This is a genomic window from aff. Roholtiella sp. LEGE 12411, from assembly GCF_015206995.1.
Classification (GTDB): domain Bacteria; phylum Cyanobacteriota; class Cyanobacteriia; order Cyanobacteriales; family Nostocaceae; genus Komarekiella.
Genome location: NZ_JADEXR010000015.1, coordinates 1 through 20,594 on the forward strand (window position 1 = coordinate 1; position 20,594 = coordinate 20,594).

General features: G+C 43.7%; 20 protein-coding genes. 12 read left to right on the plus strand and 8 right to left on the minus strand.

Annotated features, from left to right (window positions below; translation table 11 throughout):
• Positions 1 to 30: 30 nt before the first annotated feature.
• Both IQ246_RS05335 and IQ246_RS05340 read right to left on the minus strand, forming a co-directional pair.
• The gene (locus IQ246_RS05335; protein ID WP_194000824.1) at positions 31 to 1,482 is read right to left on the minus strand and encodes a DUF4335 domain-containing protein; all 1,452 of its coding nucleotides are present in this window, start codon (positions 1,480 to 1,482) and stop codon (positions 31 to 33) included.
• Entirely contained in the window at positions 1,479 to 2,105 is a 627-nt protein-coding gene (locus IQ246_RS05340) for a DUF3038 domain-containing protein (protein ID WP_194000826.1), read from the minus strand. Before IQ246_RS05340 ends, IQ246_RS05335 begins: the two co-directional genes overlap by 4 nt.
• A 455-nt stretch (positions 2,106 to 2,560) precedes the next feature.
• On the opposite strand from IQ246_RS05340, the gene IQ246_RS05345 reads away from it, so the two are divergent.
• From IQ246_RS05345 to IQ246_RS05355, 3 genes are all read left to right on the plus strand, one after another.
• On the plus strand, positions 2,561 to 3,079 hold the full coding sequence (locus IQ246_RS05345) for an adenine phosphoribosyltransferase (RefSeq protein ID WP_194000828.1): 519 nt from the start codon (positions 2,561 to 2,563) through the stop codon (positions 3,077 to 3,079).
• Between the two features lie 74 nt (positions 3,080 to 3,153).
• On the plus strand, positions 3,154 to 4,200 hold the full coding sequence (locus tag IQ246_RS05350) for an ABC transporter permease (protein WP_194000830.1): 1,047 nt from the start codon (positions 3,154 to 3,156) through the stop codon (positions 4,198 to 4,200).
• Between the two features lie 100 nt (positions 4,201 to 4,300).
• Positions 4,301 to 4,585 carry a hypothetical protein gene (locus IQ246_RS05355; RefSeq protein ID WP_194000832.1) on the plus strand — a complete coding sequence of 95 codons (285 nt, stop codon included), beginning with the start codon at positions 4,301 to 4,303 and terminating at the stop codon, positions 4,583 to 4,585.
• Positions 4,586 to 4,920: 335 nt separating this feature from the next.
• Here the strand turns inward: IQ246_RS05355 and purF are convergent, their stop codons facing one another.
• From purF to IQ246_RS05370, 3 genes are all read right to left on the minus strand, one after another.
• The gene (gene purF / locus IQ246_RS05360; RefSeq protein WP_194000834.1) at positions 4,921 to 6,426 is read right to left on the minus strand and encodes an amidophosphoribosyltransferase; all 1,506 of its coding nucleotides are present in this window, start codon (positions 6,424 to 6,426) and stop codon (positions 4,921 to 4,923) included.
• 186 nt (positions 6,427 to 6,612) lie between these two features.
• Positions 6,613 to 9,045: a phosphoribosylformylglycinamidine synthase subunit PurL gene (gene purL, locus IQ246_RS05365; RefSeq protein ID WP_194000836.1), complete on the minus strand. Its 2,433-nt coding sequence runs from the start codon at positions 9,043 to 9,045 to the stop codon at positions 6,613 to 6,615.
• 639 nt (positions 9,046 to 9,684) lie between these two features.
• Entirely contained in the window at positions 9,685 to 10,170 is a 486-nt protein-coding gene (locus tag IQ246_RS05370; RefSeq protein WP_162394330.1) for an allophycocyanin subunit alpha-B, read from the minus strand.
• Positions 10,171 to 10,567: 397 nt separating this feature from the next.
• Between IQ246_RS05370 and rlmD the strand changes: the two genes are divergently transcribed.
• Both rlmD and IQ246_RS05380 read left to right on the plus strand, forming a co-directional pair.
• Positions 10,568 to 11,983 carry a 23S rRNA (uracil(1939)-C(5))-methyltransferase RlmD gene (gene rlmD, locus IQ246_RS05375; RefSeq protein WP_194000838.1) on the plus strand — a complete coding sequence of 472 codons (1,416 nt, stop codon included), beginning with the start codon at positions 10,568 to 10,570 and terminating at the stop codon, positions 11,981 to 11,983.
• Positions 11,984 to 12,360: 377 nt separating this feature from the next.
• The gene (locus IQ246_RS05380) at positions 12,361 to 12,813 is read left to right on the plus strand and encodes an anti-sigma regulatory factor (protein ID WP_194000840.1); all 453 of its coding nucleotides are present in this window, start codon (positions 12,361 to 12,363) and stop codon (positions 12,811 to 12,813) included.
• A 36-nt stretch (positions 12,814 to 12,849) separates the two neighbouring features.
• Here the strand turns inward: IQ246_RS05380 and IQ246_RS05385 are convergent, their stop codons facing one another.
• Positions 12,850 to 13,146 carry a DUF6439 family protein gene (locus IQ246_RS05385; protein ID WP_194000842.1) on the minus strand — a complete coding sequence of 99 codons (297 nt, stop codon included), beginning with the start codon at positions 13,144 to 13,146 and terminating at the stop codon, positions 12,850 to 12,852.
• 126 nt (positions 13,147 to 13,272) lie between these two features.
• On the opposite strand from IQ246_RS05385, the gene IQ246_RS05390 reads away from it, so the two are divergent.
• From IQ246_RS05390 to IQ246_RS05400, 3 genes are all read left to right on the plus strand, one after another.
• Positions 13,273 to 13,635, plus strand: coding sequence for a hypothetical protein (locus IQ246_RS05390; RefSeq protein ID WP_194000844.1), 363 nt, complete (start codon positions 13,273 to 13,275; stop codon positions 13,633 to 13,635).
• Positions 13,636 to 13,637: 2 nt separating this feature from the next.
• Positions 13,638 to 15,029, plus strand: a complete 1,392-nt coding sequence (asnS, locus tag IQ246_RS05395; protein ID WP_194000846.1) for an asparagine--tRNA ligase — start codon at positions 13,638 to 13,640, stop codon at positions 15,027 to 15,029.
• Positions 15,030 to 15,453: 424 nt separating this feature from the next.
• Positions 15,454 to 15,762, plus strand: a complete 309-nt coding sequence (locus tag IQ246_RS05400) for an NIL domain-containing protein (protein WP_194000848.1) — start codon at positions 15,454 to 15,456, stop codon at positions 15,760 to 15,762.
• A gap of 69 nt (positions 15,763 to 15,831) precedes the next feature.
• On the opposite strand, the gene IQ246_RS05405 is transcribed toward IQ246_RS05400, so the two are convergent.
• On the minus strand, positions 15,832 to 16,509 hold the full coding sequence (locus IQ246_RS05405; RefSeq protein ID WP_194000850.1) for a response regulator transcription factor: 678 nt from the start codon (positions 16,507 to 16,509) through the stop codon (positions 15,832 to 15,834).
• Between the two features lie 324 nt (positions 16,510 to 16,833).
• The gene (locus IQ246_RS05410; RefSeq protein WP_194000852.1) at positions 16,834 to 17,307 is read right to left on the minus strand and encodes a ferredoxin; all 474 of its coding nucleotides are present in this window, start codon (positions 17,305 to 17,307) and stop codon (positions 16,834 to 16,836) included.
• Between the two features lie 247 nt (positions 17,308 to 17,554).
• Here IQ246_RS05410 and groES point away from each other — a divergent pair, with 247 nt between their 5' ends.
• From groES to IQ246_RS05430, 4 genes are all read left to right on the plus strand, one after another.
• Positions 17,555 to 17,866, plus strand: coding sequence for a co-chaperone GroES (gene groES, locus IQ246_RS05415; protein WP_162394337.1), 312 nt, complete (start codon positions 17,555 to 17,557; stop codon positions 17,864 to 17,866).
• Between the two features lie 121 nt (positions 17,867 to 17,987).
• Positions 17,988 to 19,625, plus strand: a complete 1,638-nt coding sequence (gene groL / locus IQ246_RS05420) for a chaperonin GroEL (protein ID WP_194000854.1) — start codon at positions 17,988 to 17,990, stop codon at positions 19,623 to 19,625.
• Positions 19,626 to 20,009: 384 nt separating this feature from the next.
• Positions 20,010 to 20,225, plus strand: coding sequence for a hypothetical protein (locus IQ246_RS05425; RefSeq protein WP_094341380.1), 216 nt, complete (start codon positions 20,010 to 20,012; stop codon positions 20,223 to 20,225).
• Complete coding sequence (locus IQ246_RS05430; protein WP_339379156.1) at positions 20,219 to 20,590, plus strand: type II toxin-antitoxin system VapC family toxin; 372 nt, start codon at positions 20,219 to 20,221, stop codon at positions 20,588 to 20,590. The genes IQ246_RS05425 and IQ246_RS05430 overlap by 7 nt, the downstream gene beginning before the upstream one ends.
• Positions 20,591 to 20,594 lie beyond the last annotated feature (4 nt).

Genomic DNA, 20,594 nt, shown 5'->3' on the forward strand with positions numbered 1-20,594 from the left:
ATGCCCAATCCCCTATCCCCCATGCCCCAATTACTGATATCCTTGCCAAGGAATGACTTCAAGTGTGCCGCTAGGCTTGAATAGTACTTGAAAATGGGCAAGAGGTTCTTTGTTATTGGGAGCAGCTACATTAGAGCCGTAAATGGCTTGGAACATCTTGGGTAGAGGTGTTTCCCGGAAATAGTCGAACGCAACTTGATTGAGTGGTTCATAATCGGCGATTACACCATCTTTGTTGACTGCTACCCGATATTTCAAATCTCGTGTAAAAGTGGGTTTACCACTCCAACTTTGGCGAACTGTCTTATAAAGCTTTTGGTTTAAACCCTTGATTGTTTTGGAGTCAGTAATTTTTTCCCCAACTACCTCTGGTGTGCTGAAGTATCCCCGCCAAGGGCTAACTTCCAGTACACCTTGTCTAGTAAATACTACTCGGAATTGAGCGATCGGCTCATTAGAAATGGGAGCGCGGTTAGCAGGATTATATAAGAGGTTAGGTAGAGGAGTTTGCTGCACTCCTTGATTGGCCTCTTTATTCAGTGCTTTATAACCAACGATCGCCCCATCCGCCGCTACACCCACACGATAGATTAATTCTTGCTTTAATCCTAAACGATTAGTCCAAGCTGGATGAATTTGGTTATATACTTGGCGATTCAATGCTCGTAGTTGGGATGCATCAGTAATTTCTGAAACAGTATTTAGCAGTGCTTCTAAATCTGTAATTGCTGGCTTGGTGGTGGATGCAGGAGTTGTAGCAGCTATGGGCGATGGTGTGGGGATTGCAGCAGCTGCTATGGGCGTCGTCACAGGCGATGCGGAAGGGGTGACGCTGGGTATTGAGCTAGCCTGCTCATCTGGCTTCGGCTCTGGTGGACGCACTTGGGGAGGTGGAATTAAATTAAAGGCGATCGCGGCCACTGCTAAACTTGAGACTCCCACGGCAGCGGGTATTGCCTGTTTGACAAAGGCTGAACTAGCACCGCCATAGCGTCTGGTAACTGGTTGTAGTTCTAATGACAGTTCTGGTAAAGTTTGGGTATCAGCAAAAAACTGATCTACTGCTTCCACTAAGTCAAACAACTGTACCGTACTCAAATCTATTTGAATAGGCGGACGCTGAGGAGAGTTAGGCTTAGACTCAAAATTTTCTGGGGAACTCTCCGAATGCACAATTAACCTGTGTTGGTTGCTGTCAATTTTCTGAAACTCTACTAATTCAGACTCTTGATTGTGCGCTTGGGGATTTGTTACATTACTCAAAAATTCTTGGGCATAGGCACTAACCGCCCTTACCAAACTTTCAAAAAATTCTCGCCCTCCTACTAAGGGCTGATTATAACCAGATAAATAGCATTCTGCATTTACCAATATTGACAGTTCTGGGCGCAGTTCCTGAAAGTTTGCGGCCCTAGTGATATCACTTAACCCTTCTAAAAGCAGTGTACAATTAGGTAGACTGTACTTACGTTGAATATTCATTCTACTTCACCGTCAAAAAGACTAATCCAGAACCGTTGCATTCCCGCCGTACCGGTACAGAATAGTAATTGTCCCAATAAATGGATAGCCAATTCATCTAATTTGGCATCAGAACTCAATGCTAGTACACCAGAACGTCGAGCATTCATCCGGCTCTTAAAATGCGCTCTAAACCGCTCTAAATAATTAGATAGCCGTAAATTTTGTTCTAGTGGAATCTGCTTTTCATCCATTTGTTGATATATCATTAGTAGCTGGCGGATGACAACAGTTAAACGCCGCGCTATGTAGCAAGCAATTACCACCAAAGCTTTTGCTTCTATAATGGTTAAGGGGCGGCGGATATGCGCTCGTCGTAAGGGATTAGAGCTACGCATCCGCCATAGATTTACTCTGTCTTTAATAATTCCTTTAAGATCGAGCTCTTGGGCAAAAGTCAGGATAGCTTCAGAACCACCAAGCTCCAAGGCTTCAATCGCCAATAAAATTAGATCAATTTGCAGGCGGGTTCTCCGAGGACATCCCTGTCCGGCGATCGCAGGATCTGGTAAAGTCTCCAGAATCGTTGGCAGCGACTCTTGAGTTGGACTGTTGAAAGGCGTTAAACTTGCGGAGACATTCATTCTATAAATACCTTTTGCGGTTCCAACAGACTAGGTAAAACAAATTTAAGATAGGTAGCCAAATGTAAGAACATTAAGCCTGTGGCAGTAATATAACTACCTGATATATACATTACTTACTCTTTCTACTCAAAAGTTCCCGTATACTAAAATCAAATTTTTAAAGCATAAGTTTATCCACCTCATTTGTGAGTGCAATACTTTCCCTAGCTTGGTTTAGATTCTAATTATCGTCAATAAACGACAAAACTTAAGCTTCGATCCCCAGCGTATGACATTATAGTGTACGATTTTTCAGGTATCGGGAATTGGGGATTGAGAACTGGAAACTGAGTACTACAGACTAGGAAGGGAGAAAGGCAACAGGAATTTATTTTCCCCTTTACTACTTACCCTTTAACCTTTTCCCTCTTCAACCCCCCATTCCCTATTCTCTAATCCCCAATCCCTGTTTTATGGATTTGAAGTCTCTAATTCGTGACATCCCAGATTTTCCTAAACCCGGAATTTTATTTCGGGATATTACTACGCTGCTGCGCGATCCGGAGGGACTGCGCTACACTATTGACATTTTTACACAAAAATGTATAGAAGCTGAGATCAAAGCGGATTATATTGTTGGTATGGAGTCGCGGGGGTTCATTTTTGCCTCACCTCTAGCTTATAAATTAGGATCTGGTTTTATTCCCGTCCGCAAAAGAGGTAAGTTACCAGCAGCAGTTCACTCAATTGAATATGAACTAGAGTATGGTACGGACTGCCTAGAAGTACATCAAGACGCTTTGCACCCAGGTAGCCGAATTTTGATTGTGGACGATCTGATTGCAACAGGTGGAACTGCGAGTGCAACAGCAAAGTTGGTACAGAATAATGGCTGCAAACTGGTGGGGTTTGGGTTTATTATCGAGCTACGAGATTTGCAAGGGCGTAAACATCTGCCGGATGTGCCGATTATCTCTTTAATTGAATATTAGTCAATGGTCATTAGTTATTAGTTACTAGACAAAGGACAAATGATAGATGACAAAAGACAAAGGACAAATGACAAATGACATCTACAAAAATTTCCTTGGAGACAGGACGGGATTGGCTAATCAGGCTAGTCACAAATGAGACTTTTATTTATGTGGCGAAGCGGCTATTGCAGGCACTACTAACTTTGTTTTTGGCGTCAGCGTTGTCGTTTTTTATCATTCAACTTGCTCCAGGGGATTATGTAGATACGCTACGGCAAAATCCTAAGATATCCCCAGAAAGAATAGAGGAAATCAAGCGGCAGTTTGGACTTGATAAATCTTGGCCAGAGCAATTTGGGCTGTGGCTGTGGCGAATCTTGACAAAAGGGGATTTCGGTACGAGTTTTGTTTACCAGCGTTCGGTGGCGTCCTTGTTGTGGGAACGAGTACCAGCAACTTTGCTATTGGCGATCGCATCTTTAATTGCAACTTGGGCGATCGCTATCCCTTTAGGAATCTTTGCAGCTGTCCAGCAAAATAAGCTAGCTGACCGGATTTTACAAGTAGTTAGCTATGCCGGACAAGGCTTTCCCAGTTTCATTACCGCCTTAGCGCTACTGGTTTTTGCCCAAATGACCTCACCGCTGTTTCCAGTAGGTAGCATGACTAGCATTAATCATGCAGAACTGTCTTGGTTTGGCAGATTTCTAGATATCGGTTGGCACATGATTTTACCAACTATTGCCCTGTCGATTACTAGCTTTGCTGGTTTGCAGCGCATCACTCGCGGCGAATTATTGGATGTTCTACGTCAAGATTATATCCAAACGGCCCGTGCCAAAGGACTACCAGAAAATCGCGTGATTTACGTTCATGCTCTCCGTAATGCAATAAATCCCTTAATTACCTTATTGGGTTTTGAATTAGCCGGTTTATTAAATGGTGCATTCATTGCCGAATTTTTCTTTAACTGGCCCGGTTTAGGGAGATTGACTTTACAAGCTTTACAAGCTCAAGATTTATATTTGTTAATGGCAAGCTTGGTAATGGGTGCAGTGCTGCTGATTGTTGGCAATTTAATCGCCGACTTGATGCTCAAAGCAGCCGATCCGCGTATTCAACTAGAAAATCTTAATTAGTCATTGGTCATTTGTCACTTGTTAAGAGTCATAAGACAGGAGCCATTGGTTATTTCTCCACCTGCTCCCCCTCTCCCCCTCTCTCCCTTTCCCCATCCCCATGCTCTCAGAACTCTATTACCTGGTGCGTTCACAAACTGACGGACGTTATCTCATAGCTCGTCCCAATGCCGACGACGCATCAAGTTATTTGTTATTGTTTCGGGAAAATTTTGACGCCTTAAGTTATCTAAATACCCACGCAGCAGAAGTTGCAAGCCGTTTTGCTGTGGAATCTATTCCTGGTACGCAGGTGGGAAACTTGTTGAAACGCTGGGGTTTTAGCGGTGTGGGTATTGTTAGTGATCCTTTATTGCCCAAAGTTGAGTTTTTACAGCACAATTAAGTTTTTGAATAAGCGTAGACGCAAAGCGGCTTGTCGTCAGACATCGCTTTCATGGTGTTTAAGTTAGGACTTACGCAACTGGCACACAAGGCTTCTGGTATAAGAAGGTTTTTTGGACTTTTGACTCTGGACAACCTCTGGCGTTAAAAATATGACACTTGCGTAAGTCCTGTTTAAACTTGCTTGTTCGCGTCGATAAACTTCCACCTGTTGCTTACGCCAATCTACAATTCTATTTAGAGGATCTATTAATTTTAGCCTGGGCGGGGACTGTGGTTAGGGGAAAGGCGATCAGGAATAATCTGTACCCTCAACCCTACTTCAGTCCCCAATCGTTACACTACTACTTTTTCTTTTTCCAATATCAGCTTAGAACGCTTCACCTGCTCAGGAATCGCCACAGGATAATCTCCAGTGAAGCAGGCGGAACAGAAACTATTGGTGTCTTCTTGCGTAGCTTCTAGCATTCCCTCCCAACTGAGATAGGCAAGGCTATCCACTTCCAGTTGCTTAGCGATTTCTTCTACTGACTTGGTAGCAGCAATTAGCTGATCCTGGCTATCAGTATCGATGCCATAAAAGCAGGGGTGAGTTACTGGGGGGGAAGAAATTCGCATGTGTACTTCCACTGCACCTGCTTCACGCAAGGTTTTGACTAGTTTACGGCTAGTAGTACCCCGGACAATGGAATCATCTACAATGATCACACGCTTACCCGCCAATACATCTTTGAGGGGGTTTAGTTTCATGCGGATACCCGACTCGCGCATAGTTTGTGTGGGCTGAATGAAGGTTCGCCCAACGTAGCGATTTTTAATCAGTCCTTCAACATAGGCTACTCCAGAGGCTTGGGAAAACCCAATAGCAGCAGGTATACCAGAATCAGGAACACCAAAGACAATATCAGCATCTACGGGAGATTCTTCAGCTAACTGCCTTCCTAACCGCATTCGGTAACTATACAAACTCTCGTTATGCATGACGCTATCAGGGCGGGCAAAGTAAATCATCTCAAAAATACATAGCTTCCGCTGAAGCTTTTGGCTCCAGTGGTAAGAAGCCAAACCTTCTTCGGTAATCCAAACTAACTCTCCTGGTTCTACGTCCCGCAGATATTCGGCTCCAATGATATCTAAACCACAAGTCTCGGAAGCTAAAACGTAACGGACTGGATTACCCGCTAAAGTGCCAATTACTAAGGGGCGAATGCCATTGGGATCGCGGACACCCATAACGCCAATGGGAGTGCCAATGACTAAACTAAAGGCTCCATAGCAGCGGTGAAACGCTTGAATGGAACCTTCGAGCCAATCTGCTCCAGCATTGATTGCTTGCGCGATCGCAAAAGCGATCATTTCTGAGTCCGTTGTCGTAACTAAGTTGCATTTGTTTTCAAGCAACTCTTGACGCAACTGCACAGTATTGACTAAATTACCGTTATGTGCTAGTGCTAATGTACCTAAGCGAGTTTCAAGTACAGCAGGTTGGGCATTAACTTTGCGACTCGAACCTGTTGTGGAATAACGAGTGTGACCAACAGCAAGATTACCAGGTAACTGGTTCAAGATAGATTCATTGAAGACTTGGGACACCAAGCCCATATCTTTGTGGAGGTGTACTTGTGTACCTGCAAATGTGGCAATCCCAGCTGATTCTTGACCCCGGTGCTGGAGGGCATATAATCCAAAGTAGGTCAGCTTCGCAACATCTTCTCCCGGTGCGAAAATGCCAAAAACACCGCAAGCTTCTTCTGGCTTATCAGGACGATTTTCATGACTATTGATTGGGTTGTTTGTCTGTTGGGAGTAATCATCCAAAGTGACGGGATGGATGGGAATCATGCTAGCTTTGCTCCTGGTGGGGGGGTCAAGTCACTGGGATTATGTTGTTAGACAGTTACGGATTTCTTAATAAATCTTTAACCATCTATTAAAACAGTACCGTAATTATGCTCAAGGATGTAAATAGTTCTGAATGCTAAGTAGTGAGTATTTAGACTTCACCTAGAACTCACTAATTCTAGGAAATCAGGACTGGGGGGTAGTGGTGTGAATAGCTAGACGTTTAGAAATGGCATTGTAAAAGCGATCGCTAATATCTTCGATCCTAACCTTAATTAAAGTTTGGTTATCAGCGGTTAAAACCGCCAAATCGGTGTCGAAATTACCTACCATACCCAATTTTTGCCATTCTTTACCCAGATGTTCCTGTAAATAGGATTCCCAAATTTCTTGTTGTTTTGAGGGTACAGAAACTAAAATTCGTGACCCACCTTCGCCAAAAAGCACTTCATCAAGGCGAAGAAGTGCGGTGAGACAGCCCCCATCTTCTCTGCAAGAGGATTCGCCAAAACGGTTTGCGTCGATATTGATTTCGGCACCGAGTTTACCAGCAATACAACATTCTGCCAGGGCAATAGCTACTCCTCCCTCAGCACAATCGTGAGCTGAATGTACCCAACCAGCACGAATGCCCTCGCGGCAAACTTTCTGTACGCGGCGTTCCAAATCAAAATCTACCCGTGGCGGTTTTCCAGCAATAGTGCCGTGGATAGTGGCTAAATACTCAGATGCTCCCAGACTGATTGTGGAAGCTAAAGGTAATCCAAGAAGATAAATTACATCCCCGGCCGCTTGCCAACCTTGACCGCAAATTTTGGTTAAATCGGAAATCAGCCCTACCATCCCAACAACTGGGGTGGGATAGATTGGTTGAGGAGTACCTTGAGAATCAAGAGTTTCGTTGTACAGAGAGACATTTCCGCCTGTGACTGGTGTTGCTAATTCTCGGCAACCTTCAGCCAAACCGCGACAAGCTTCTGCTAATTGCCAGTAACCAATCGGTTTTTCTGGAGAGCCAAAATTCAGGTTATCCGTCACCGCCAGAGGTTCTGCACCCACACAACTAAGATTGCGTGCAGCTTCTGCCACCACAGCCTTAGCACCCTCGTAGGGATCAAGGTAAACATAACGAGGATTGCAATCTACCGTAGCCGCCACCCCACGTTGGTCATTAGTAGGACTTCTCTTCCCTTCCCCTATTCTTCCACTCCCCCCCTCTTCTTCTAGGGGGCGTAAACGCACTACAGCGGCATCTGCACCACCTGGTAGGATGACTGTATTGTTCTGCACTTGATGATCATACTGACGATATACCCAGCGTTTAGATGCGATCGTGGGCGTATCGAGCAAAGTTAAAAGAATATCATTCCAACTTTGCAGATGTCCTAAAATTTCAACACCAGCAATTGTACAGGGGGGTAAAGAATCAGGCGTCCATTCCCAGGCTTTTAAGGCATATTCTGGCGGTTGAGCCAACAATTCTCGATGATAAAGAGGAGTATTTTCCACTAACGCCTCAGTTGGAATTTCTGCTGCTATTTCACCCTGAAACAGAATCTTCACAATGGGTTCAGCAATCACAACACCAGCGACAACAGCCTGAAGTCCCCAACGGTGGAAAATATCGATTAACTCCCCCTCACGTCCCTTATGGGCAACAAACAGCATCCGTTCTTGAGATTCTGAGAGTAAGTATTCATACGGAACCATCCCCAACTCCCGCACGGGAATCTTATCTAAATCCAGTTCAATCCCTACACCGCCCTTTGCTGCCATCTCTGAGGTAGAACAGCTGATACCAGCTGCTCCCATATCTTGTGCAGCAACAACTGCACCTGTCTTAAACGCCTCCAAACAAGCTTCAATTAACGACTTTTCCAAAAAAGGGTCGCCCACTTGCACTGCGGGACGGTCATCCATTGACTGATCACTCAATTCTGCGCTGGCAAAACTTGCGCCTCCCATGCCGTCGCGGCCAGTGGTGGAACCAACATACAGCACGGGATTACCTAAGCCAGATGCCCCAGATTTGACAATTTCTGGCGTTTCCATCAACCCTAGTGCCATAACATTCACTAGGGGATTATCAGAGTAAGCAAGGTCAAAGTAAACTTCGCCGCCGACAGTGGGCACTCCCACACAATTACCATAATGAGCAATTCCTGCGACGACACCGTTAAATAATCGCTGGGTTTTGGCATCTTCTAGGGAACCGAAACGCAGCGAGTTTAATAGGGCAATGGGACGTGCACCCATTGTAAAAATATCTCTCAGGATGCCTCCTACCCCAGTTGCGGCTCCTTGGAATGGTTCAACAGCTGAAGGGTGGTTGTGGGATTCAATCTTAAAAGCCAATTGCAGTCCGTCGCCTAAGTCCACAACACCAGCATTTTCACCAGGCCCCACGAGAATGCGGGGCCCATCTGTAGGAAACTGTTTGAGTAAAGGTCGAGAATTTTTATAACAGCAATGCTCTGACCACATCACCCCAAACATTCCTAGTTCAGCTTTGTTAGGATGACGCCCTAATCGGCGGACAATTTCTGCGTATTCTTCTGGCTTTAGACCTTCAGCAGCGATTTCTTCAGGGGAAAAGGGAGCAGCGGATGTGGCGGTCATGGAAGTAATGCACCAATTGAACAGAGCATTATTCTATCGATTTACTTGCCCTCTAAGTGCAGTTCTAAGAATGTAGATAATTCTGTGTTCGTTTTCTTAAGGTAAATACTCACACAATATTTACTAAATTTTTACATAATTGGTTTTTTTTGCACCGATCTAGAAAGTGTTTAGCTATAACTAGCTCTTGTCATATGAGTGAACATTCCAGACGTTATGAAGTCTATATGTCTACAGCAGGTATGAAATTACTTGGTTATATGCAGTTTAGCTGTAACAGTTAAGTGATGACAATCACAAGTATCCTTGATTGAGATCGTCTCCCTGTAATTGCCAAGTTGGCATAATTAAATACAACTGAACTCTAGCCGAGTCATTAATAGGGAACACACTAATTGCCGACAGTCTCCGTAAGGAACTGTCGGCTTTTTGTCATTTGTCATTAGCAAAAATAGCAAATGACAATTCCATAAAATTTCCCCACAATTGGTTGGTAACTTGACAGAGATTTGCCACAGCCACTACCGAGTGTGGGGAAGGTATGATCAAATTAGGAATTTTATCCGTATCGAGCGCTAATGCCTTGCACTAAATCGAGTAGATTGCAAGTCCACTTTTAGAAACAACACACACTTTGCATTAAGACATCGCTTGAATGATGTAATCAAAGTATGGTGATGCTTCGATAGCATCTTCCGCACTTAGTAAGCCAAGGGAGGCTTTTTTCAGTGAATTGATGGCTTCTACCATTCCTGGTACGGGAACACCGAGTGAGTTATACATTTCCCGCACGCCAATTAAACCGATTTTTTCAATTGGCTCTTTGTCGCCGGCAAGTACGCCATAGGTAATCAGGCGCAAGTACCAGCCAAAGTCACGGATACATAGAGAACGCTGACGTTCTCCATAAGCATTGCCACCGGGTGAAATAAAATCGGGCCGCTTCTGCCAAAGCTGTTTGGTTGCTTCTTGAACAATCTTTTTTTCGTTTTCAGCTAGGGTCGCAGCAATCCGCGTCCGTTGTATGCCGGTTTGCAAAAATTCTTCGATACTCTTGAGTTCGCCACTGCTGGGATAGCGCAGTTCGTCGTCGGCTTTGAGAATAACTTGGCTAATTACAGTCATGATTATTGCAATCACGCAAAGAAATATTATTTGCTAGTTTAACGAGTTGGAGGTACACAAGTGAAGAGAGATGAGGGAGATGAGGCACAGGAAGAGTGGGGAGTGGGGGAGTGGGGAAGCAAAATATAATATTACTACTGACTCCTGTCTTTTGTCTCCTGGCTCCTGTACAGTTGCGTAGACGCTCCCAGAGCGGTGAGGGGGTCGCAGTCTTCTCCCAAGGGGAAACGCTAAGAGCGAGTCTTGTCTGAGACACGCTCTTGCGTTCGAGCGTCACCCCCGAACTTATACCCCTGCTCTTAAGCAAGCTACGCCTAGCGGGGGCCATAGGAGAAAGGCTGATCGCAAGAGTATAATCGCGTCTCTAATACTGACACTGACTCCTAACTGCTGACCAATGACTAAAATAGTTTGGCAACAAGGTGAATTAATTGAAGTTACGATCGCCGACTTAAATGATACAGGCGAGGGTGTAGGACGCTTTGATGAACGCGTAGTATTTGTCCCGGATACTGTCCCAGGCGATCGCGCTATTGTACGCTTGATACATGTTAAACCTAAATACGCTCATGGTAAGCTCCAGCAGCTATTGCAACCATCACCTCACCGGATCCGACCTAGTTGCATTGTGGCTGATAAGTGTGGTGGTTGCCAGTGGCAACATATTAATTATGATTACCAGTTAATAGCCAAGCGTAATCAAGTTATCCAAGCTTTGGAACGCATTGGCGGTTTTATCCAACCACCTGTAGATCCGGTACTCGCTGCTCCTTCTGCTTTAAGTTACCGCAACAAAGCTACCTATCCTCTAAGCAGATCGGCTACAGGACAAGTCCAAGCTGGTTATTACCAAAAAGGTAGCCACCAATTAATTAACCTAAATCAATGTCCAGTTCAGGACACGCGATTAAATCCTTTACTGGCCGAAGTTAAGCAGGACATTCAAAAACAGGGCTGGCAAATTTACGATGAACAGCGTCATCAAGGGCAAATTCGCCATCTTGGTTTACGCATTGGACGGCGCACAGGGGAAATGTTGCTGACTTTGGTGGTGAAGGACTGGAATTTAGCAGGAATTGAAAACCAAGCCCAAGAATGGTTGAAGCGCTATCCCCAATTAGTGGGTGTGTCTCTGAATCAGAATCGCGATCGCACAAATGTGATCTTTGGAAATGAAACCCGTTGCATTGCTGGAGTCCCCTACCTGCAAGAAAAGTTTGCTGGATTGGAATTTCAAGTGCGCCCAGATACATTTTTTCAGATTTATACAGAAACAGCAGAGGCGCTATTGCAGATAATTCAGTCAGAACTGAATCTTCAAGGGCATGAAGTGTTAGTCGATGCTTATTGTGGCATTGGAACTTTAACTTTACCCCTCGCCAAACAAGTACGCCAAGTTACAGGGTTAGAAGTGCAACCAGCAGCGGTGGAACAAGCTATTCTAAACGCTCAGCATAACGAAATTAATAATGTGACATTCCAAGTCGGGGCAGTGGAAAAATTGCTCCCAAAAATGGGCATAATACCAGAAGTAGTTCTACTCGACCCGCCACGTAAGGGATGCGATCGCGCTGTTATCGATACTTTACTCCAAACTAAACCATCTCGAATCGTTTACCTTAGCTGTAAAGTAGCTACCCTCGCCCGTGATCTCAAACTACTTTGTCAAAACGGGCAGTATGACATCACACGGGTGCAACCTGCTGATTTTTTTCCCCAAACGGCTCATGTGGAAGCTGCCGCTTTTCTTGTGCTATCACATTTGGATAAGGGTGCTGAGTCTTTCACAAAAACTCTAACTGGAAATTTGTAATCTAGTGCATACTAAAAATGCTAAAATCGAATTAAGCTAAAAATAAATTTCATTTTGTTTAAATAAATTCAAGTTGCATAGGCTCTTAAAAACATGAAATGGGTTGTCTAAATTACAGATCGGCAAACAGTAGAGTATGAAAATACTCCTTCAAATTTCAAGCATCTTTTAAGTTGCTGAATCTATTATCAGGTTAATCTTAGCCGTTATATATCCGAACAATCCTAACTCATTCATTGAGTCAATGCTCCCTAGCATTTTCAAAATTTAGTTTTAAAGACGCAAGTTTGAAGGCAGCATGACCACCTCAACTTTTATCAGGGTGCCTGTTAAAGCAAACTGATGTCTAGCTAACTGAAAGCTATGGGGTTTCTCTTGTGATTACCATTTCGCTTCGTCCAGTTGGACGTTACTGGGGCACAATTAGTTTCGCCTCAACTCTCTATCTTTGTCCAATATTAGATCTACTGTTGGCAGAGATTCCAGCAAAGCTGCAAGCAGAACTGCGACTAGGGCTTCAAGAAGCCTTAGTAAACGCAGCCAAACATGGCAATAATCTTGATCCTAGTAAAAGAGTTGTAGTCCGTTTTTCTTTAATAGATAATCAATATTGGTGGATAATATCAGACCAAGGCAGTGGCTTTTGTCCCTCATCTGCTAATGATGATGACGAACCAACAGACTATCTGCCACCAGATGAGGCAGAAAGTGGTCGTGGTTTATGTCTCCTGCATCAAATTTTTGATCAGGTAGAGTGGAACCGCAAAGGCACAGAATTAAGACTTTGTAAACAAATGGAAAATCGCCCCCGGCTATCTCTGCGGCGATAATTTAGAGGAGTGGGGGAGTAGGAGTTAATCGAAAGCCTATTCTTCTACTATTTTCTTATGTTCGCCGTGGCTTGGACAAGGTGGGGCCGAAATAGAGCGATCTAACCAACCAACTGCTTGTTCTAATCTAGCGATAGCTTCTTGTGGCTGATTTTTGAGCAGATACACGACTGCTGCTGCTACTTGTTCATTGGCGCGAGAATTACGGTTAGACTTGAGGCGATGCCAATCGTTAGGAGAAATGCTTAGTCTTTCCATCAGCGTCTGGGCTAGTTCCAAAGTGCTAAATTCATTCAGTTGACTGGTTTTAGGCAGCTGGGTTGATTGAGACATGATTCTGAGTCCTGCGTGTTGAATTCTGAGTCCACAGTCAACAGTTCGTAGTCAAAATCTTAACTATCGACTATTGACAATTAACTTTTGGCAAAGTTGAATTTACTTCTACTGTACTACTTGTAAATGAAGCCGCCTAAACAATCGCAGCCGCCAGCGGAAAATGCCGAACCAGATTTTGAACAAGAACTAGGGGAAATAGAGCGATCGCTCCTATCCTTAAAAGAACGCTATAATCAAGTGCAACGCGATCGCCTTTCAAAGGCAGAATGGCAACAACGTTTTAACAAACTAAATCATAATAAGCACCAGACGCCAGAAATCAAAGCAGAGTTACGGCAAATCAAACAGCAGTTGGAAGTGCTAGAAATAAACTTAGAAAGCCAGTTATTCTCTTGGGTTAGCCTCAAAAAACCTTTCTGGCAAGCCGTCCGCTTTGGTGGAATGGGCGTTATTATAGGCTGGATATTGAAATCCTGTGCTGGGTAAATATGGTAAATCGACGAATTGCAGAAATATTGCGAAGTGGTCAACCTGATGAGTCTCTCGTAGTTCAAGGCTGGGTAAGAACAAAACGCGAGTCAAAAGGTTTTGCTTTTATTGAAGTCAATGACGGCTCATCGCTAGCTAATTTGCAAGTCGTCATCAATCAGGATTTGCCAGATTACGAAGTTATCTTGAAACAGCTGAATACAGGTGCTGCTGTGGAAGTGACAGGGACACTGGTGGCGTCTGTTGGTAAAGGACAGCGGATTGAGTTGAAAGCAGAGACAGTTAAAGTTTACGGCGAAGCTGATCCTGATACATATCCTCTGCAAAAGAAACGTCATTCCTTTGAGTTTTTGCGAACCATTGGACATTTGCGATCGCGTACCAATTCCTTTGGTGCGGTTTTCCGCGTCAGAAATGCCTGTTCTACCGCAATTCACCAATTTTTCCAAGAAAGAGGCTTTTTGTGGGTACACAGCCCAATTATCACCGCTAGTGACTGCGAAGGCGCAGGTGAACTATTTAGTGTTACTAGTTTGGATTTAAAAAATATTCCTCGCACAGAAAATCAAGCAGTAGATTACACTCAAGACTTTTTTGGTAAACCAACATATTTAACAGTTAGCGGACAGTTGGAAGCGGAAGTCATGGCGATGGCGTTTAGCAACGTCTACACCTTTGGTCCTACCTTCCGTGCAGAGAATTCCAACACCTCCCGCCACTTAGCAGAATTTTGGATGGTTGAGCCAGAAATGGCTTTTTGTGATTTGGAAGGCGATATGGACTTAGCTGAGGCGTTTCTCAAACATATTTTTAAATATGTGTTGGAAACTTGCCCAGAAGACATGGAATTTTTCAACCAACGCATTGATAATACGGTGTTAGCAACGGCTGAAAATATTATAAATAATCAATTTGAACGTTTGACTTATACAGAAGCTGTCAAACTTTTAGAAAAAGCTGATGTCAAGTTTGAATATCCTGTAAGTTGGGGTTTAGATTTACAATCTGAACATGAACGCTACCTAGCTGAGCAATTGTTTAAAAAGCCTGCGATCGTCACAGATTATCCAGCACAAATCAAAGCCTTTTATATGCGCCTAAACGACGATGAAAAAACCGTCCGCGCAATGGATATTCTCGCACCCAAAATTGGCGAAATTGTTGGCGGTTCTCAACGGGAAGAACGTCTAGAAGTCCTGGAGCGCCGAGTGTTAGCGCAAGGGTTAAACTCAGAAGAGTTGTGGTGGTATCTTGATTTGCGTCGTTATGGTACTGTTCCCCACGCGGGTTTTGGACTTGGTTTTGAGCGACTCGTGCAATTTATGACGGGTATGGGAAATATCCGTGATGTGATTCCATTCCCGCGTACACCGCAAAGTGCCGAGTTTTAGTTTCGCAATAATAATAAGCAAGGTGTCAGGCGATTTGAGTCATAAATAAGCTATTACGCAAATAAACTTGCATATTATGAGCGTTTAGGCTGTCAAAAGTCACGCATTCCAGAGTCCAGAATTGCTATTGAACGCCAGTTCACTCAACGGGGGGAACCCCCGCACGTGACTGGCTCATCTTGACTCTGGACAACTCTCATGAGTCAATATGCAAACTTTCAGGTGTTTTAGCTTACTTATTAACAAAACTCAGTATTGAGTGCCGTATAGAGTACAAACTAATCAATATTTACGCATTCGTATAGATTTATGGTTTGCCAAGACAAATGCTTTCTTGCTTGCCTGCGTATGATAGGTAACGCTAGTCTTAAAAGAAATTGTGCAAAGCAAAATCCTTATCCAAGAAGTCGAGTAGGAAGCTAGAATGGCAATTACAAATAAACAGGTAAAATTTAATACTGATATTTTAGATAATAGACGCACCCAAACTCGTATCCAAGTTTACATACCCAAAGGATTGCACGAGCAACCAGTTATTTCACGATTGGTTTCTCACTATGGCATCACAGTAATTATTGCTGCTGCTCAGGTAAGCGCAAACGTACCTGAATGTAGCTGTTTTGAGCTGGAATTACGAGGTACTGCTTCTCAGATTGAAAGTGCCTTAACTTACCTAGATGAACTTGATTTAGAAGTTTTGCACCAATCCAACTCTGAAGAAGATGGGTGGTAGATTTAGTTAGGAGTCAGGAGTTAGGAGTTAAAAAATTAACAACTCTTAACTCTTAACTCTTAACTTTATTTATGCCATTTGATTTTCAATCGCCCACCGCGCTAATTCAGTGCGGTTATGGAGATTGGTTTTGCCCAACATGTTGGACACATGGCTTTCGACTGTTCGCTGACTAACATTTAATTCTTCAGCAATTTCGCGGTTAGCTAAACCCCTAGCTACAAACTGCACTACTTTCAGTTCTGTTGGAGTTAACTGCACATCGAAGGGAACCTGAATACGGGAACCGTTTTCTCCTCCTTTTGCTTGGTGTTCTTTCCAACGGATAGTTTGTTTGAGCGAGGATTCTACTTGCGCTACGAGTTCTTCTGGCTCAAAGGGCTTGACCATATATACATCAGCACCTTTATTCAGACCTTTAACTCGATCCGCGCTTTGTCCCTTAGCTGAAAGGAAAAGAACGGGAATCCAACTGGTTCGTTCGTTTTGCCGGACTTGTTCCACAAAATTATATCCGTCCATTTCCGGCATCATGACGTCGCAGATGATCATGTCTGGAACATCGTGCTCTAAAATTTCCAGAGCTTCTCGTCCATTCTCGGCGGTGATGACTTCATATCCCCGAAATTCTAAGTAATCCTTCACCAGCAAGATGAGGTTAGGGTCATCATCAATCAATAGAAGTCGTTTGTGATCTTTCATGCTGGGCTCTTTCATAGCAGTGGCACTTGTTGCGCTTCGGTCCATCAATGTCTTGAATAGTTATCCTCTATGGTGGATTATTTGAGATGTTGTCCTTTTTTCAACTTAACTTGCCTTTACTGCCTCGATGTCTCAAAAGTGCTGAGCACTCTCAAGAGATTAGTAGCTCGATGGCAAAAGTCCAGCAAGGATACGTATAGCAGTAGTATATATAATGCGCTATTATATATCGCTTTGAAAGTGGCGGGCTAAAAAACACCGATTAAATAATCTTTCTGATTCACAACTAAGTGTTGGCTTAAGATGACCCTACCTCAAAACCAACCCGCGCTTTCCTAAAGCTTACTGCTATACCATATCTTTCGGATGTTAAGTCTTTACTAGATGTTCACAAGAAACCAGGGAAGTTTCTGGCAAAGGATGGGTTAAAAATGCATATTCTTCTACCACCTTATTGCCTATTAAGTGTTCTTGGATGATCCGCTCAATAACTTCCGGGTTTGCTTGGCGATACCAAACCCCATCTGGGTAAACCACCATTATCGGCCCAGAACAACAAACGCGCAAGCAATTGGCTTTGGTTCTAAAGACGTAAATGGGACGACCATCTCGCGCTTCGTCGAGTTTTAGCTCTTTAAGTCGCGTTTTTAAGTATTCCCAAGACTCCAGACTAGCTTGTTTTGAGCAGCAGTTAGCAACTGTCTGGTCAGCACAAATAAAAATGTGTCGCTGAATTTTAGCCAGTCCTAGAGTTTCTACACAATTACTTAAGGCTTTATGTTCTAGAGGCTTAGTGGTTTTGGGGATTGGATGGCTGGACTGGATCACTGGATTGTTACTCATCGAGCGGCTCCCTGATTACAGTTCTATAACAATTTCCCAGGTTTGCAAATAAAGTTGTCTACATAAAAATATTCGGAACTTACGCAAGGGAATCTGAAAGCCGGCAATAATCAAGCATTTATACTTAAGTAGACCTGCGCTTCTCTGGTTCGGGAACCCGTACTAAGGAAATTGTTGCCATTACACGCCGCTTTTCGGTAAATTAGCACTCAGGAGTTGAGAGTGCTAAAACTCTGGAGAAATTAATATGGCAGCTGTATCTCTAAGCGTTTCTACAGTTAAACCTTTAAGCGATCGCGTTTTCGTGAAAGTGAGCGCCTCTGAAGAAAAGACCGCAGGTGGTCTGTATTTACCCGACACCGCCAAGGAAAAGCCCCAGGTAGGGGAAGTAGTCGCCCTTGGCCCTGGTAAGCGTAACGACGACGGTAGCCGTCAGGAATTGGAAATTAAAGTCGGAGATAAGGTGCTGTACTCCAAGTACGCTGGCACCGACATCAAACTCGGCACCGAAGAATATGTACTGCTTTCTGAAAAAGATATTTTAGCAGTGGTTATCTAACTGGGAATCGGGAATGGGGAACAGGGAATGTCAAAAACAAAGACAATCACCAATACTCAATGCCCGATGCCCAATGCCCAATTCAAGAAAAAGTTGACTTACTCTCTGAATTTAGACACCTATGGCAAAGCGCATTATCTACAACGAAAACGCCCGTCGTGCCTTAGAGCGAGGCATTGACATCTTGGCCGAGGCTGTAGCTGTTACCCTTGGCCCCAAAGGTCGTAACGTAGTCCTAGAAAAGAAATTTGGCGCACCGCAAATCGTTAATGACGGTGTAACCATCGCTAAAGAAATCGAATTAGAAGACCATATTGAAAACACTGGCGTGGCTCTGATTCGTCAAGCTGCTTCTAAGACCAACGATGCTGCGGGCGATGGCACCACCACTGCCACCGTTTTAGCTCACGCTATCGTCAAAGAAGGCTTACGGAACGTTGCAGCTGGTGCTAATGCGATTTTGCTGAAGCGCGGTATTGATAAAGCTACCAATTTCCTGGTAGAAAAAATCAAAGAACATGCTCGTCCTGTAGAAGATTCTAAAGCCATTGCTCAAGTGGGTTCTATCTCAGCTGGCAACGATGAAGAAGTTGGTCAGATGATTGCCCAAGCAATGGACAAAGTAGGCAAAGAAGGCGTAATTTCCCTGGAAGAAGGGAAATCTATGTTTACTGAGTTGGAAATCACTGAAGGGATGCGCTTTGATAAAGGCTACATCTCTCCCTATTTCGCCACTGACCCTGAGCGGATGGAAGCGATTTTCGATGAGCCTTATCTGTTGCTGACTGATAAGAAAATTGCCCTAGTACAAGACCTTGTACCAGTTCTGGAGCAAGTAGCTCGTGCAGGTCGTCCCCTGGTGATTATCGCTGAAGATATCGAAAAAGAAGCTTTGGCAACCCTAGTAGTAAACCGCTTACGCGGTGTACTAAATGTTGCTGCTGTTAAAGCTCCTGGTTTTGGCGATCGCCGCAAAGCTATGCTGGAAGACATAGCTGTATTGACTGGTGGTCAACTGGTCACTGAAGATGCTGGTTTAAAGCTGGAAAATACCAAGCTGGAAAGCCTGGGCAAAGCTCGCCGCATCACCATCACCAAAGACAACACCACAATTGTTGCTGAAGGTAACGAAGCTGCTGTCAAAGCTCGTGTTGAGCAGATTCGTCGTCAAATCGACGAAACTGAATCTTCCTACGACAAAGAAAAGCTGCAAGAGCGCCTAGCTAAACTCTCTGGTGGTGTCGCCGTGGTAAAAGTGGGTGCAGCCACTGAAACCGAAATGAAAGACAAGAAGCTCCGCCTAGAAGACGCTATCAACGCCACCAAGGCTGCTGTGGAAGAAGGCATTGTTCCTGGCGGTGGTACAACTCTGGCTCACCTTGCTCCCGTATTGGAAGAGTGGGCAAAGATTAATCTTAAGGATGAAGAGTTGATTGGTGCTTTGATTGTCGTTCGTGCTTTACCTGCGCCTCTGAAGCGGATTGCTGAAAACGCTGGTCAGAACGGTGCTGTCATCGCTGAGCGCGTCAAAGAGAAGGAATTCAACATTGGCTACAATGCTGCAACCAACGAGTTCGTTGATTTGTTAGGTGCTGGCATTGTAGACCCTGCCAAAGTGACTCGTTCTGCTCTGCAAAACGCTGCTTCTATCGCTGGTATGGTGTTGACAACCGAATGTATCATAGTTGACAAGCCTGAGCCTAAAGATGCTGCGCCTGCTGGTGGTGGTGGTATGGGTGGCGGCGACTTCGATTACTAATATTTAAATATTCTGTAATCAGTTCCGTAATGGTAAAAACAGCTGCTTCCTGATGGGAGCATCTGTTTTTTATTGAAACGGAAAGATATGAGAGAGCGATCGCAATATTAAAATAAAAGTTCTCGACTTACTTATAGTCCAAGTTCTCTAACGATGATGGCTAGCACTTTCCTACTTTTCGATCTTGGCGCTCTTGATTTTCAAGATTTGTTGATAAAATCATCTGACTGAATACCAGCTTGCTTTAAAATCGCACGTAATGTTTCCTCTGGCACATTACCTGAATGATTAGGACTGTTTAATTGTTATGATATCGCTTCCTGTAAATTTTTATTTTGGAGTTACGATCAAATAAGTTGAACGTTGCATCTGATGTGAAAAATAATGCTACCTTTTAAGAAAAAAATTGTCACTGATGAAGCCATGCGTCCGGTAGCAGTCTTGATTGATTATCAAGACTGGCAGCAAATTGAGAAGATATTAGAAGCTCATCAATCACAACAAAAACAAGAGTTTAATTTAAACCAATATGTGGGTGTAATTCAACTAACTCAAGACCCTTTGGAATATCAACAGCAAATTAGGGATGAGTGGTGTTGACACAACCTTTGATTTTTTTAGATACAAATGTAGTATTGTACTTCTTGGGTGGTCGTTTGGTAAACCCACTACCATCAGGACAATATTTTATTTCAGTGATTACTGAGATTGAATTGCTTTCTTATCCGAGTCTCAGTCTAAAAGAAGAAACACAAATTATTGATTTTTTAAATAAAATTACAGTTGTTAGTATTGATAGTAATATTAAGAATTTAACAATCGCATTTCGCAAACAATATAGACTCAGGCTTCCTGACGCAATAATTGTGGCAACTGCAAAATATCTAAATGCAATATTGTTTACGAATGATGTCAGATTGGCTAATTTAACAGAAATTAACACTCAGTCTGTGCAAATTATGTAATGGG